The sequence below is a fragment of the Pseudobutyrivibrio sp. AR14 genome (assembly GCF_900101325.1).
Taxonomy (GTDB): domain Bacteria; phylum Bacillota; class Clostridia; order Lachnospirales; family Lachnospiraceae; genus Pseudobutyrivibrio.
Window position 1 is genome coordinate 106,441 of the sequence record NZ_FMUY01000001.1, and the last position, 16,186, is coordinate 122,626.

General features: G+C 37.0%; 8 protein-coding genes. All 8 read left to right on the forward strand.

Going from position 1 to position 16,186, the window contains the following annotated elements:
* Positions 1-6 precede the first annotated feature (6 nt).
* The 8 genes from BLP50_RS00525 to BLP50_RS00560 all read left to right on the forward strand — a co-directional run bounded on the left by BLP50_RS00525 (position 7) and on the right by BLP50_RS00560 (position 16,179).
* Positions 7-1,368 carry an ATP-binding protein gene (locus BLP50_RS00525; RefSeq protein WP_090149335.1) on the forward strand — a complete coding sequence of 454 codons (1,362 nt, stop codon included), beginning with the start codon at positions 7-9 and terminating at the stop codon, positions 1,366-1,368.
* A gap of 88 nt (positions 1,369-1,456) precedes the next feature.
* Complete coding sequence (locus BLP50_RS00530; RefSeq protein ID WP_090149338.1) at positions 1,457-4,963, forward strand: DNA topoisomerase; 3,507 nt, start codon at positions 1,457-1,459, stop codon at positions 4,961-4,963.
* Positions 4,964-4,985: 22 nt separating this feature from the next.
* Positions 4,986-5,654: an LbetaH domain-containing protein gene (locus BLP50_RS00535; protein ID WP_090149341.1), complete on the forward strand. Its 669-nt coding sequence runs from the start codon at positions 4,986-4,988 to the stop codon at positions 5,652-5,654.
* Positions 5,655-5,781: 127 nt separating this feature from the next.
* Positions 5,782-7,914 carry an HD domain-containing phosphohydrolase gene (locus tag BLP50_RS00540; protein WP_176753646.1) on the forward strand — a complete coding sequence of 711 codons (2,133 nt, stop codon included), beginning with the start codon at positions 5,782-5,784 and terminating at the stop codon, positions 7,912-7,914.
* A 23-nt stretch (positions 7,915-7,937) separates the two neighbouring features.
* Positions 7,938-12,167, forward strand: a complete 4,230-nt coding sequence (locus tag BLP50_RS00545; protein WP_090149349.1) for a hybrid sensor histidine kinase/response regulator — start codon at positions 7,938-7,940, stop codon at positions 12,165-12,167.
* Positions 12,168-12,187: 20 nt separating this feature from the next.
* Complete coding sequence (locus tag BLP50_RS00550) at positions 12,188-12,943, forward strand: response regulator (RefSeq protein ID WP_090149353.1); 756 nt, start codon at positions 12,188-12,190, stop codon at positions 12,941-12,943.
* A 20-nt stretch (positions 12,944-12,963) separates the two neighbouring features.
* Entirely contained in the window at positions 12,964-15,345 is a 2,382-nt protein-coding gene (locus tag BLP50_RS00555; RefSeq protein ID WP_090149355.1) for an HD-GYP domain-containing protein, read from the forward strand.
* A gap of 141 nt (positions 15,346-15,486) precedes the next feature.
* The gene (locus BLP50_RS00560; protein ID WP_015549537.1) at positions 15,487-16,179 is read left to right on the forward strand and encodes an iron-sulfur cluster assembly scaffold protein; all 693 of its coding nucleotides are present in this window, start codon (positions 15,487-15,489) and stop codon (positions 16,177-16,179) included.
* Positions 16,180-16,186: the final 7 nt, after the last annotated feature.

Here is a 16,186-nt window from a genome sequence, read left to right on the forward strand (position 1 = left end):
ATTGTTATGGTTGCTAGAACAAACGAACTTAAGAAGCTTGACTCAATTTATCAAAGTAATGCCAATAATTTGGTACTCATGTATGGCAGAAGCGGATCTGCTAAGGAAGGACTTATAGATTCCTTTACTACAGGGAAGCCTTATTTTTACTATAGAAGCCGTCAGTGTTCTGATGCAAAGCAACTCAATTATGTAAGCAAACAGGTAGCATCAACTTACAACACAGCTGGAGAGTATGAATCTTTTGAAGCATGCTTTAAGGATTTAAAATCTAAGGATGGTTCAAAGCTTGTAATTATTATAGATGAGGCACAATATGCTATTAAGAAGACCAACGAGCTTTTTAGTGCATTAGTAGCTCTTAAGAATAAAAAGCTAATTTCAGGCCAGGTTATGATTATTGTAGCTAGCTCATCGATTGTTTGGTCTGAGAATACTTTCTACGATATTGTAGGCAGTCAGAAGTCTGTTGTTGATGAGACTATTAAGTTAGAGAATTTATCATTCCTTGATGTTGTTAGAGCTTTTCCTAGCTATTCAGTAGCTCAGTGTGTTAGTACCTATGGTATTATCGGTGGTGTTGCTGATTACTTAGATAGATGGGATAGCAGAAAGACTATCAAGCAGAATGTTTGTGAGAATATTCTTTCTCCTTCTGGATTTCTTTACAGTGAGGCGGAGGATTATATAGCATCAGAGCTTAGAGAGCTTTCTTGCTATAATACAATCTTAGGTTCCATTGCAGCTGGCAATGAAAAGCTTAATGATCTATTTGAAGATACTGGATATTCTAGAGCAAAGATATCTGTCTATATGAAGAATCTTGCTGCTTTTGATGTAGTTAATAAGGTGGTTTCATTTGAGACTGGCGGTTGGGACAACGCTAAAAAGGGTATCTACAGAATCTCAGAACCATACGTCAATTTCTGGTTCACATTTGTATATCCTAATTTGTCAGAGCTTATTTCTATGACACCTGAGAAATTCTACGATAAATTTATCGAGCCAGAGCTTGATGCATACTTACAATCATATTTTGTTGATGTATGTAGAGAGTATCTCCACCTTTTAAATATGGTAGGACAGCTTCCTATTAAGCTTGAGAAAATTGGTACTTGGCTTGGTAAGGAGGGTTCTATCGATGTAATCGGTCAGAGCTCAAATAGAGAAAATGTTGTAGGTATTTGCAACTGGACAAAAAAGTATATGAGCTTTGATGCCTATGATAAATTGCTTGAATTGATGAAGCTGGCACGTATTACTGCTAATACAGTTTTCCTCTTTTCAGCTACCAGATTTGATCCAAAACTTACACAGTTATCAAAGGAAAATAAATCAGTTGTGTTGGTAGACATGACCGAATTATAAAGTTATAATTATTAGAGCTCCTTGCCATAGGTGAGGGGCTCTATATTATTTTAATCTAAAATTAATTTTCTTAAAGGGAGTTTTAAGTTTGGGAAAAAAGCTAATCATCACAGAGAAACCATCAGTTGCTAGAGACTTTGCCCGTGTGTTAAAAGTCAGCGGTAATAATAATGGCTTCATTGAGAATAATGAATATGTAGTTAGCTGGTGTTACGGCCATTTGGTTCAGATGGTTTATCCTGAGGAGTACGATGCTAAGTATAAATCATGGAATCTAGAGGATTTACCTTTCCTTCCAAAGGATTATAAATACGGTGTTGTAGAGAGTGCTAAGGATCAGTATAAGATTGTAAATGGTCTTCTTCATAGAGAGGATATAGACACTGTTTATTGGGCAGGTGACTCGGGAAAAGAAGGTCAGACTATTGAGGAGAACATCAGAAATTATGGTGGTGTTCGAGAGGGGATGACAGAGCTTAGAGTTTGGATTGATTCCCAGACTGACGAGGAGATTTTACGAGGTATTCGCGAGGCTAAGCCGATGTCAGAATATGCTAAGCTTGGAGCCTCTGGCATTATGCGTACTATTGAAGATTATAGTCTTGGTATTAATTTTTCGCGAGCCCTTTCTGTTAAATATGGAAAGTTAATTAATGATGCTGCTGCCACAACCAAATACGCTGCAATTGCAATTGGTCGAGTTATGACATGTGTGCTTGGAATGGTTGTTGAGCGAGAGCGTGAGATAAGAGGATTCAACGAGGATCCTTTCTTTAAAGTTGTAGGGAAGTTTTCTGATGTTAATTTTCCGGCTGAATGGAAGGCTGTTGAGTCTTCTAAGTATTTTGAATCTCCATTATTGTATGGAGATAAGGGGAATGGCTTTAAAGAAAAGGCTGGCGCTGAGAAGTTAATTCAAGAATTAACTAATAAAGACGCGACGATTTCTGATAAGGAATCAGGAATTTCAAAGAAAAAAGCTCCGCTTTTATTTAACTTGGCAGAACTTCAGTCTGAATGTTCTAAGAGATTTAAAATATCTCCAGCCCAGACTCTAGATATAATTCAGGAATTATACGAAAAGAAATATACGACCTATCCACGTACAGATGCCAGAGTTTTGACTACTGCAGTGGCTAAGGAAATTAATAAAAATCTCAATAGATTACAGAACTATGGTCCAACTGCCAAGTATGTGCATGAGATTTTAGGTGAGAAGAAATATATTGGCATAGAAAAGACTGCCTATACAGATGATAGTAAGGTTACTGATCACTATGCAATAATTCCTACTGGTCAGTGCAACGGAATCGAGAATCTTTCTGCTCTTAGCCAGAGAGTCTATGATTTGATTGTTCGTAGATTTTTATCTATTTTTTATCCTCCAGCTGAGTACAAAAACGTTAAGGTCACAGTACAGGTAGGTGATGAAAAGTTTTTTGCAGGTGCCAAGCTACTGGTTAAGCCAGGATATCTTGAGATTGCCGGCATTCCAAAGGCTAAGGATTCTTCCGATGGGGAAGCTGAGGATGGAGAGGATGCAGAAGATAAGTTCTCAAAAGAGGATTTTGTTAAGTTTATTGAGGCTGCTAATATTGGAGACTCAATAGATGTTAATGGATTTGAGCTGAAAGAGGGTAAGACATCGCCTCCAAAGCGATATACTTCAGGTTCTCTTATTCTTGCAATGGAAAATGCTGGAAAGCTCATTGAGGACGAAGAGCTTCGAGAGCAGATTAAGACCACGGGTATTGGTACTTCTGCTACTAGAGGAGAAATCCTTGAAAAGCTTGTTAGAATCGGCTATTTGAATCAAAACAATAAGACTCAGGTCATTACCCCAGAGCGATTGGGAGAGATGATATACGAGGTTGTTCTACTTACAACCCCATCATTGCTTAAGCCAGAGCAGACAGCCAACTGGGAAAAGGGGCTTGAGGGCATTATTAATGGAACAGTCGATTTCACTGAGTATAGAGGTAAGCTAGAGGACTATATCAGAAAAGAAACTACTAATATGATAGAGCAGGATTTGACTCAGACTATTGCTCTTAATATTAATCAGTTTACTGGCAAGGATTCAAAGGGCCTTGCTACTAAAAAGCCTCTTGGAATTAAATGTCCTGCTTGTGGAGGCGAGCTGACTACAACATCTTTTGGTTATGGATGTAGTAATTACTCTGATGATTCTATTAAATGTAAGTTCAGTGTAGGCCAGATTGCCGGTGTAGATTTGGATGAGACACAGTTTAAAAAGCTTGTCACAGAAGGCAAGACAGATTTAATCGAAGGTTTCAAAAGTAAATCAGGCAAAACTTTCAAGTCTGTTCTTAAAATGGAAAAGAACGAGGATGGAGAGTATAGAGCAAGCTTTGATTTTTCTGAAACTCCTACGGAGTATGTCCCTGACCTTAAGTGTCCTGTTTGCCAGGGACGCATTGTGGAGACTGGCTACGGATTTGCCTGTGAAAACAGATTTAAGGAAGAAGATCAGTGCTATTTTTCTATAGGTGAAATAGCAGGAAGAAAGCTTAATCTAGATGAGTTTTCTGCTCTTTTAAATAATGGTGTTACAGAAGTGCTTTCAGGCTTCAAGTCAAAGACCAATCAAAAGTTTTCTGCAAGGCTCAGACTTAAGGACAACGAAGAGGGAAAAAAGGCTATTGTATTTGATTTTGATGGTATTGAAAGAGAAAAGCTTGAGGGCGTAAAATGTCCTGATTGCGGCGGCGATATGGTTAAGACACCATTTGGTTACGGCTGCAGTAATTATAATAAGGACGAGCCTGAAAAGGGCTGCCGCTTTATGATTGGAAAGATTGCTGGTAAGCAGCTTTCTAAAAATGACTGCATCAAGCTACTCTCAGAAAGCAAAACTGACACTATCAGAGGATTTAAGGGTAAGTCAGGAAAGAAATTTGACGCATGCCTTTTGCTTAAGAAAAATGAGGAAACTGGCAAGCATGAAATAGCTTTTGATTTTGATAATGTAGAAGCTAAAGAGGTGAAGGATGTAGTTTGCCCAGTTTGTGGTGGCAAAATAGTTGTTACACCTTTTGGCTATGGATGTAGCAACTACAATAAAGAGGACCCTGAGAACTCATGCAAGTTTAATATTGGCCAGATTGCCGGTATAAAACTAAAAGAAGCTCAGGTCAAGGAGCTTTTAAAAGACGGTATCACATCTACTATTTCTGGGTTTAAATCTAAAAAGGGTACAAAGTTTGATGCAAAACTTGCACTTTCTAAAGATGATGAAGGAAAAGTATCAGGTGTTAAATTTGTCTTTGAGGACAATGAAACCGAGCTTAAAAATGTAAAGTGTCCAAAGTGCGGCTCGCCGATAATAAAGAACCATTTTGGATACAGATGTAAGAATAATATCAGAGATAATCAGGACAGTTGCCCATTCTTCCTTGGCAAGGTGGCTGGAGTAGATATTCCTGAGGACCAGTTTGTAAAGCTTATTACTGAAAAGAAGACTGATGTTATTACTGGATTTTTAAGCAAAAAAGGGTTATATTTTGATGCGAGACTAAAGCTCAATGATGAGTGTAGGACAGAATTTGAGTTTGAAAACTATAATGGTCAATAATTAATAAAGATAGGAGTTTACAATGGAACAAGCTAAAATTAAATCTATGTATAATTTAAATGAGACTATCGCTGCAGATCTTTTCCAAGGGAAGGATTATCCATGGGAAGTACTTCCTGAGATATCTGAGTTCATTAAGAAGTTAGGTCCAACACTTGATCCTGAAAAGTTTGAAAAAAGAGGAGAGGATGTATGGGTTGCCAAGTCAGCTAAGGTATTTGATTCTGCATATTTAAATGGTCCACTTATAATTGATGAGGATGCTGAGGTAAGACAGTGCGCATTTGTAAGAGGTTCTGCTATAGTTGGTAAGAATTGCGTTGTTGGTAATTCTACAGAGCTTAAGAACGTAGTTCTATTTAATAATGTTCAGGTTCCTCACTACAATTATGTAGGCGACTCAGTCCTTGGCTACAAATCTCATATGGGTGCTGGTTCAATCACATCTAATGTTAAGTCTGATAAGACTCTTGTAGTTGTTAAATCTAGAGATGGAGAGGAAATTGAAACAGGATTAAAGAAATTTGGAGCTATGCTTGGCGATAATGTTGAGGTTGGTTGTAACTCAGTTTTAAATCCTGGTACAGTTGTTTGTCCTCGCTCAAACATTTATCCACTTTCTCCAGTACGTGGTGTGGTGGAAGCTGACAGTATTTTTAAGAGTCAGGATAATATTGTAAAAAAGAATTAATGAACATATAGTGAAATCTTTGTGAAGGCCTATGAATATAGGCCTTTTTTTATTGTTTAGATACAAAATGGACATATTCTTCAGCTATGATTATAAATATCTATTTTTAAAATGTGGGGGGCATAGGGTGAGTTTCCATTTTAAGAAGAGAAAATATGGAATTATATATCGATATGTGGTGATTGCAATTGGTATTATTATCAATATTACTTTTGGTCTGATTGTAAATAGTTTTCTTAATCTACCATTATATCTAGATATTACCGGCACAGTATTTGTTGCTTCTGTGGCGGGATTGCTTCCTGCTGTTCTGACAGGATTACTGACTAATGTCATCATCAGTTTTATTATCCCAAATGCTTTTTATTTTGCTCTGCTAAGTGTTTTAGCGGCGATTGTTGCTGCCTACTTTGTGAGATATGACAAGCTTCATAATATCAAAGGGTTAATAATTTATTTTATTATTTTGGCCCTCCTTGGCGGAAATCTCACAACTTTAATTCACTGGCTCCTATTAGGTGAGCCTCAATATAAAGCTGTGGCAGATTTGGCTCATGCTATAACTTCAACCGCTAGTAATGGTGTGGTTTTTTATTTAGGAGTTATTTTAGTTAATACAATTATTCAAGGAATTGATAAGTCATTAGCATCTGCTATAGGTTTTGGCCTAGCAAGATTTATACCAAATAAGATAAAAGAAGATATATATAATTCTGGTTGGCGTCAGAAGCCTATTCCAAAGGAAGAGATAATTGCTTCAAAAATAGAAGGCTATAGAAATACTCTTTTAAAGAAGATTATTGTAATGTTAGTAGTTGTTGCTTCTTCCTTTGTAGCTATTATTTCTCTTGTCAGTATTAACATATATTTCGAAGATCGCAAGGAAGAATATTCAATAAATGCGATGAATGCAGCTACATTTGCTTCAGAAGTTATTGATGGCGATAGGATTACTGATTACATAAAATGGGGAGAAGATACTTCTGATTACAGGGATACTCAAGATTTATTGCAAAAAATACTTAAAAATTCCCAGGGAGTTCACTACCTATATGTTATAAGGGTAGAACGTAATAATTTGGTCTATCTATTTGATATGGATACTGGAAAAGAACAAGGATATACTGCCGGGGCGGTTAAGCCTATTGATGAATCTTTTTCTTCATATTCAGATCAACTAGTAAAGGGAGAGGAGGTTGGAACTGTTATTGGAAAAGAAGGTTCAGAAATGGTTCTTACCGCATTTGCTCCAATAAAAAACTCGGCGGATAAAACAGTGGCATATGCCTGTGCAGATATATATTTTGGGTATATGTCGAAATTTGCTGAAGAATTTTTGGTTAAGTCATTGTTGATTTTCTCTGGATTTTTGATTTTGGCCATTCAATGGGCTTTGTCGGTAACTGGCTTTGGTCTTGTTTATCCTATAAGTAAAATTACTGAGGCTGCTAGAGGCTTTATAGATAGCATGGGAGACCAAAAAGCTATTGATGAAAGTGTGAGAAAGACTAGAGCTCTTGATATTAGGACTAATGATGAGGTCCAAGAATTATATGAGGCTATTTGCAAGATGGAATTAGAAATGGCTGAACAGGTACGAGACCTGAGACACTATGCTGATTCTACTGCCAAAATGCAAAATGGATTGATTATTACCATGGCGGACATGGTTGAAAATAGAGACTCTGATACTGGAGCTCATATTCAAAAGACAGCTGCCTATGTGAGAGTTATTCTAAATGGATTAAAAAACAAGGGCTACTACGCTGAAAAGCTTACAGAGAAATATATGAGTGATGTGGAAATGTCCGCACCACTTCACGATATTGGTAAGATTCATATTTCTGACACTATTTTAAATAAACCTGGAAAACTTACAGAAGAAGAGTTTGAAATAATGAAAACTCATACCATTTATGGTAGAGAAATTATGGAAAATGCCATAGGAACTGTAAAAGGCGAGAATTACTTAAAAGAAGCTAGAAATATGGCTGCTTATCATCATGAAAGATGGGATGGAAAGGGCTATCCAGAGGGACTACATGGAGAAGTTATCCCACTTTCTGCTCGAATTATGGCGGTGGCTGATGTATTTGATGCGCTTACTTCGCCAAGAGTATACAAACCTGCATTTTCTTTGGAGAAGGCACTTTCTATTTTAGAGGAAGAGTCTGGCAAACAATTTGATCCAAAATGTGTTGAAGCATTTATGGATTCACTGACTGATGTAAAACGTATTCTAAAGAAATACAACGGTTAATTAGTGCTGGGGGGCACTGTTTTATGAAATATAGGGGCATTAGTTTAGCAGTAAAAATTGTTTTGATTTTCTCAGTTGGCTTTTTATACGCCAGCCCTACTTTGAGTGCCCGAAGTGTTGAAGAGACAGGCGAAAAGGAAGTATCTCAAATTGCTCTTGGTGGAGGCTATGCTGCATCAAATCAATTGGAGGGCTTTGGCTATTCTGCTCAGCTTTATGATGCTACTAATGGTTTGCCTACATCGGATGCTAATTATATTTTAGGCTCAAGAGATGGTTATATTTGGATTGGTGGATATAGCGGAATAATTAAATACGATGGTTCCACATTTGAGCACCTAGATAATAGCGAAGGACTTACCAGTGGACGTGGTCTTTTTGAGGATAGCAAGGGCCGCATATGGGTTGGAACAAATGACAATGGAGTTGTTGTCCTTGATGGCAATAACAGATTTCATATTACATATAAAGAAGGCCTCCCTTCTTCATCAATCCGAGCATTTACAGAGGATAGTGAGGGAAATATCTATGTGGGTACTACCGACGGAGTTGCTCGCGTAGATTCTAATATGAATGTAAGCATCATAGATGATAAAAGAATTAATACAGAAAGAGTTTTGAAACTTCAGTGTGATGCAAATGATGTTATATATGGCTTTACTCAAAGTGGTAGCGCATTTGCTATTCACAATGATATGGTGACTAATATTTTTTCTGGAGAAGATATTGGAGTGGGGACTATTACAGCCCTTCTTATAGATCCTCATAGTGTGGGAAAAGTTTATTATGGCACACGCGGAAATATTATTTACTATGGAAATTTCGGGGATAATATTAAGAATCTCAAGCAGATAGATGTGTCGCCAACAGAAAATATACATTGCATTACTTATGAATGTGGTAGAGTGTGGGCATCTTCGCTTGAAGTAGTAGGATTTATCGATGGAAACGATAAGTATCAAATTCTCGAAGATGTACCTATGAATAGCGCCATAGAAATGCTTACTTCTGATTATCAGGGTAATCTTTGGTTTGCTTCATCTACACAGGGTGTGATGAAAATTGTTGCAAATAATTTTTCCGACTTTACAAGATTTACCCCTGTTGAAGGCAATGTTGTCAATTCAACTTGTATTGTAGACGGTCTTTTGTATGTAGGAACCAATACAGGTCTATATATACTAGATGAAAATAAGAATCTTGTTGAAAATGAGCTGACTGAATTAATTGATGATGGCCGTGTGCGCTGTATCACTCTGGATTCAAAGGGCAATATTTGGATATCAACTTTTATTTCAGATGTAGGCTTAATCTGTTATAGAAATGATGGCGAAATTTTCGTATTTAATAAGGATAAAGGAATGCCAAGCGACCAGGTGAGATGCGTGGTTGAAAGAGAAGATGGCTCTGTTTTAGCAGGCACAAATGATGGCGTAGTAGAAATCAGAAGCCGAGCGGTGCAAAAGACATACGGCGCGGATTTTGGCATATCTAATCCTGTTGTTCTTACAGTTTGCGAGGGGGATGAGGGAGAAATATACGCAGGAACAGACGGAGATGGCCTATATGTTATTAGCGATTACGGAGTTAGAAGGCTGGATAGAGAAACTGGGCTAACTAGCGATGTAATTATGCGCATTAAAAAAGACCCTACTCGCAATGTATATTGGATTGTTACTTCTAATTCATTGGAGTATATGGAAGACGGAATAATTACGCCAGTTTCTTCGTTTCCTAATACAAATAATTATGATATTTATTTTGATGAATCAGGAGATGCCTGGATATTATCTTCTTACGGAATTTATAACGTAAAGACGGAATATTTACTTGATGATGATGTAAAGGATTACAGACTTTATTCTATTTCCAATGGATTAACATATACTCCAACATCAAATTCATACAGTTTTCTTGATGATGATGGAAATATTTATATGTCTGGAAGAAAAGGTGTATGTAAAGTAAATATAAATCATTTCTTTGAAGACAATGTTGAATTAAAAATTGGTCTGGGAAATATCATTTGTGACGATGAATTGATTTATCCTGATGAATATGGAAATTATGTTATTCCTGCAAATGCGGCACGTGTAAGTATTAATCCGTCCATAATTGATTATACAACCACCAATCCTATGATTAAGGTATATCTAGAAGGGGCAGAAGACTCCGGAATTATTTCGGCTTTAAATTCCCTTTCGCCGTTGGAATACACGGGTCTTGAATATGGTGAGTACACACTTCATGTTCAGGTTCTTGACTCGGACGGAGATATGCTACTTCAGGAGAATACTTTTACAATAATAAAGAAGCCTAAAGTATTTGAATTGTTGCTGGTTAGATTTTTGATGATTTCTGTCGTTGCTGCTTTGGTGGGACTTATTGTATGGCGAATTATGGCTGGAAATGTTATAAGACGACAGTATGCCCAAATTCAAGAGGCCAAGGAAGAAGCGGAAAGAGCTAATAGCGCCAAGTCCATTTTCCTGGCAAATATTTCTCATGAAATACGTACACCTATTAATACAATTATGGGTATGGATGAGATGATTCTGAGGGAAGATTCTTCTGATGTTCCTAAGCATTATTTCATGTCGGTATTAAATTATGCTCTTGATATTAAAAATGCATCAGAATCACTTCTTGGTTTGATTAATGATTTGCTTGATATGTCAAAAATTGAATCAGGAAAGATGAATCTTGTTGAAGTTGAATATGATACAGTTGATTTCCTCAGGGGAATAGTTTCTATGATTCGCGTCAGAGGAAATGAGAAGGATTTGAATTTTGACGTGAATATTGATGCTAATTTGCCTACTCGTTTATTTGGCGACGGCGGAAAGATAAAGCAGATTATTCTGAATTTACTAACCAATGCTGTTAAGTACACTGAGCAGGGGGGCTTTAGTTTAAATCTTTTTGTTGAAGAGATAGATGGTGATACTTGTAAGCTTAAGTTTTCTGTTAAAGACACAGGAATGGGTGTCAAAGAAGAGGACATTGATAAGCTATTTACCGCTTATGAACGTTTGGACGAAACAAAAAATACAGGCATACAAGGTACGGGGCTTGGACTAAATATATCTGCGCGTTTTGCTGAACTTATGAGTGGCAAGCTATGGTGCGAAAGCGTATATGGTTCGGGTAGTGAGTTTTTCTTTACAGTTGACCAAAAGATTATTGATGCAAAGCCTATTGGCATATTCAAAGAAGAAGTTGAAGAAAATATGGGACCTTATGTCCCTCAGTTTATCGCTCCTGATGCAGAGGTGCTTGTTGTTGATGACAACCCTATGAACCTTAATGTAATCAAGGGATTGTTAAAGGCTACTAGAATGTTTGTTACTACAGCAAGTAGCGGTGAGGAATGTTTGGAAAAAATAAAATTCGGTTCATTTAATGTGGTTCTTTTGGATCATATGATGCCAGGAATGGATGGTATAGAGACATTGGCAAGGATTAGAGAGACTAATCCAGATTTGCCAGTATATGCTCTTACAGCAAATTCTACTGCTGGAGAGGATTTCTATAAATCAAAGGGATTTAATGGTTATCTGTCGAAACCAATCGACAGTTTAACCCTTGAGAAGACAATTCTTAAGCATTTGCCTGAGAATATAGTTATGAAACCAACAGCAGAGGACGCTGTTATAGATGTAGAAGAGATTCCTGCAGAAATGGATTGGATTTATCAGGTTGAAGGAATAAATGTAGATGAGGGAATTAAGGCCTCTGGCGGAATAAGTGCATTTATTTTCTCTTTGAAATTATTCCTAGATACAATTGATGATAACTCCAACACAATCGAGAAGGCCTACACTACAGAAGATTACAAGCTTTATACAATAAAAGTACATGCACTAAAAACATCCTTTAGAATGATAGGTGCTACTGAATTATCCGCATTTGCGGAGAGCTTAGAAGCGGCAGGTAATAATAATGATATTGAACTAATAGAAAAGAGTACTTCAAAACTGTTGGCTGAATATCGTGGATTCAAGGAGAAACTTGCTAGACTTGAGGAGAGTACAGACTCTGAGGATAAGCCGGAAATTAATCCAGAAGATATTGCTGATGCGTACTCTGCGCTTAAGGAAGTTGTACCACAGATGGATTATGATGCAGTTGAAATGATTATAAAGAATTTAAAGGAATACAAACTGCCAGCAGATGATAAGGAAAAGGTTGGCAAGCTTGAGAAATTGCTTAAATCCTTTGACTGGGATGAAATGGAAAACTTATTAAATTAAACACATAAAAGGAGAATGCCATGGCTAGCAAAATGTTGATGATTGGAGAAAAAGAATCATTTCTTATGCGAGTTCTTTTAGGAAAAGTATCCGGATTACGGGTGGATTGCGGTTTTGTTCCCTATAAAGTAAATGAAATCAATGAGAAGTGGGCGGGTACGACACTTGTTACCCTTTATATGGATGACGGTTTTGTTCCCAATGAAGAAGTTCTTCATTTTCTTGTTGATAGATTAAATGAAGAAGGAACCCAGATGATTCTTATTGGCGAGCGAGCCGATGTGAAAATGATTGAGGATGAAGTGCCTTCTGGTCTGATTTATAAGACATTTATTAGACCGATTAATAACGAGGATTACATGCTTGCGGTGGAAGAACACTTCAAGAGAATCAATCAAGGGGATCTTAAAAAGAATATTTTGATTGTAGATGATGATTCTACATATTTGAGTCTTGTTAGGGAATGGCTTAAGGATATTTATAAGGTCTACATGGCAAACTCTGGATTGCAGGCTATAAAATGGCTTGGGAAAAACAAGGCAGATTTAATACTTTTGGACTATGAAATGCCAGTTACATCAGGACCACAGGTTCTTGAAATGCTTCGAAGTGATGATGATACAAAGGATATTCCGGTTATGTTTTTAACTGGAAAGGGAGATAAAGAAAGCGTAATGGCAGTGCTTGAACTAAAGCCAAATGGATACTTTTTAAAAACTATTGGAAAAGAGGAGCTCATTGAAAAGCTAAATGAATTCTTTATTTTAAATAGATAAGTTGGAAAGGATAAATTGTTATGGTTGAGTTCTTAATAAATCATCAATTAAATATTATGCTTGCCCTTAGTAGTGTATGCGCAACCATAGCACTTTTTGTTCTTATCGCTAGGGCGATTCCAAAGAGACGCAGAGTTGCCCTGTTACTACTAGAGCTAAGCTCTATGTTTTTGCTGTATTTTGATCGTTTGGCATACATATATTCTGGAGATATGAGTCATACGGGATATGTGATGGTCAGGGTGTCAAATTTCCTGGTATTTTTCCTTACTAATATTGTAATTCTTTCTTTAAATTTATATCTAATCGATGTCATTCGTGGAGCGGGAGGCTTAGAAGGAGTAGCCTTTCGTTTGAATTTGTGCGTGATTCTTTCTTTACTTGGGGATGCTTTTGTAATTCTTTCTCAGTTCACAGGCTTTTATTATTATTTTGATGAATTGAATAATTATCACAGAGGTCCAGGCTTTATACTTTGCTATGTTTTCCCAGTTGTTACGCCTCTTATCCAACTTTCGGTTATTCTACAGAAAAAGGATAGAATAGCAAAGGGAATTTATATTTCGCTGGTTCTTTTTATTTTGGTTCCAGTGTTGGCTTCTGTTATTCAGATTTTTGCATACGGCTTGTCTCTTACTAATATTTGTATTGTTGGAATGGCAGTGCTAGTGTATATCTTTGCACTCTTTGACATAAATACCAAAATAGAAAAGGCCAAAAGAAGAGAAATTGAATATTTAAAAGAAGAACGTCTAGTAATGCAGCGTTTATTTGATCAGACAGCAGCTTCTTTTGTAAATGCTGTAGATTCTAAGGATACTTTTACAAAGGGACATTCCCTTAGAGTGGCAAAGTATGCAAAAATAATTGCCCAGACCTGCGGAAAAAATGAAAAGGAATGTGATGAAATATACTACACAGCATTGCTTCATGATATAGGAAAAGTTGGTATACCTGAATCAGTTTTAGAAAAAGGTGAGGATAGGACGCCGGAAGAACAGGAGATTTATAAAAATGTAACTACTATTGGTGATGAGATTCTTTCTAACATCAATGAGTATCCTTATTTGAGAGATGGAGCTCATTATGTACATGAAAGATACGATGGCAAGGGCTATCCTGAAGGTCTCAAAGGAGATGAAATTCCAGAGAATGCAAGAATTATTGCTGTGGCTGATTACTATGATTTATTGACTTCAAAAAAGAAGGACAGAGACCATTATCCTCAGTTCATGGTAAGAGAAGAGATGGTTAAGGCAGCTGGAAATAGATTTGATCCTAGGTTTGCAGGCGCCATGGTAAGTATTATAGATTCAGACGTAGACTACAAGCTTAGAGAAAATAATGGCGATGATTTCGAGGTAAAACTTGAGACAGAACTTTATTGCAAAGAGTATAGAAGCAGGGTTTCAAGAGGTATCTTAATAGATGAAACAATAACAAAGATAGACTTTGATTATGAAATAGACAAAGGCAGTCCATATGGCTTCTTTGGTCCATCTATAATTGTATTTGATTCATATGATGGAAGAATTCATGGTGATGTTAAAAATATAGAAGTCTTTGGATATATGGAATATGGAGAAATATGGTTTGATGGAAACTGTAATTCAACCAATGCTAGAAATATAGAAGTAACAGTTACAGATATGCAATCTAGCACATCAAAAAATATTCCTCACTATGAAATAATGACTAGCAGGTATGAAGATCATGTAAAAATTACAATTATCGGCGAAGGCAAGAAGATTGATATAGTACTTGCTCTTCCTGATACTTCAAAATATGCATATATTGGATTGGCTGGAGAGTATTGTGTTTTGAGAAATATTGTAGTTGAGACATCGGAAGATTCCAAAGCACAGCTTCCTATCGAAAGAATTGCTCCAGTAGTTTCCTATATCAACAGGCTAGAGTCGGATTTACCTAATATTCAGATAGACAGAAATCGTTCCGTATATACGGAATCAGTCGGTGTAGAAGATGGTATGAATGTTATATTCCATTCCATGAGTTTGCCTTCGGCAAAGCTGGTTTGGCATTGTCCTTATGTTGTGCTTTTCTCTTCAGATGACGGAAAGATAGATGGACCAAATTATAGGGAATATGCCCTTGTAAAACTAAGCGGTGAAAATGACTGTGATACTATCTATGCTGAGAATATAATGACCAACAATCAGTCCAGTGAATTTGGCGATTGGGATACATGGGAAAAGAAAAATAAAGAAGGCGTTGAATGCCATATTTCTTTTAGAAAAAAGAAGAATTCTATTGAACTGGCAGCGGAGGACGCAGGCATTATTATTCGAAACACAACCAAGATAAAAGAGATGCCTAAAATTGTCTATTTTGCACTAACTGGAGATGAGTGTGCCATAACGGATATTCGAATTTACAAATAATTGAAAAAATACAAAAGAATACTTTACTAAAGGGAGGGAAAGTGAGAAAATATTATCAATAATGCCGTAGTGCGGCATTGAAATAGGCTAATACATAAATAATTATGTTTTAGGTCATTGAACGAAGAAAGGAGTTCTACAATGATTTACACAAAAGAAGTAGAAAACATGTGTCCTGTAGCAAAGGGCGCAAAGCATGAACCAGCTCCTATCCCTGAAGAGGGAAAATGGGTACACGCTAAGCAGATTTCTGACATTAGCGGTTTCACACACGGTGTTGGCTGGTGTGCTCCACAGCAGGGTGCCTGCAAATTATCTTTAAATGTTAAGAATGGTGTTATTGAGGAAGCTCTTGTTGAGACAATTGGTTGCTCAGGTATGACACATTCAGCAGCTATGGCTGCAGAGATTCTCCAGGGTAAGACTATCCTTGAGGCTCTTAATACAGACCTTGTTTGCGATGCTATCAACACAGCTATGAGAGAGCTTTTCCTTCAGATCGTTTACGGACGTACACAGTCTGCATTCTCTGATGACGGACTTGCAGTTGGTGCTGGTCTTGAGGATCTTGGAAAGGGTCTTCGTTCACAGGTTGGTACAATGTACGCAACAAAGGAAAAGGGTGTTCGTTACCTTGAGATGGCTGAAGGCTATGTAACAGGTATCGCACTTGATGCTGATAACGAAGTTATTGGTTACCAGTTTGTTTCTCTTGGAAAGATGACAGACTTCATTAAGAAGGGTGATGATCCTAACACAGCATGGGAAAAGGCAAAGGGCCAGTATGGTCGTGTTGATGATGCTGTTAAGATTATCGATCCACGTCAGGAATAATATAGGA